The organism is Phyllobacterium phragmitis, assembly GCF_002980495.1.
GTDB lineage: Bacteria > Pseudomonadota > Alphaproteobacteria > Rhizobiales > Rhizobiaceae > Paramesorhizobium > Paramesorhizobium phragmitis.
Genome location: NZ_PVBR01000106.1, coordinates 1 through 384 on the forward strand (window position 1 = coordinate 1; position 384 = coordinate 384).

1 protein-coding gene is annotated in these 384 nt (G+C 56.8%); it reads left to right on the forward strand.

The genetic code is table 11. From position 1 onward, the window contains the following. The coding region (locus C5748_RS27540; RefSeq protein ID WP_146119666.1) for an ISAs1 family transposase at positions 1–371 on the forward strand (371 nt) is incomplete at its 5' end. Positions 372–384: the final 13 nt, after the last annotated feature.

The following is a 384-nucleotide window of genomic DNA, read 5'->3' on the forward strand; positions in this document are numbered from 1 at the left end:
GCGAATGGCGGTTCAAGGATCTCGCCATGATCGCAATGGTCGAGAGCGAAACCATACGGGGCGCAAAAACCTGCCTCGAACGGCGCTACTATCTGTCTTCCGCAACCCTCACCGCACAACAGTTCGCTCACGCCGTGCGCGCGCACTGGCATGTGGAGATCCGCCTTCACTGGGTCATGGATGTCGTCTTCCATGACGACCTCATGCGCCTGAGAACCCAAAACGGGCCCGCCAACATGGCCACCGTCCGCCATATGAGCCTCAACCTCATTCGCTCCATCAACGACAAGGCCAGCCTCAAGGTCAGACGGAAAACGCTCGGATGGGACGACGATTATCTCGAAACCGCAATAACCGCAGCACACAAATGATTTTTCAAGCGAT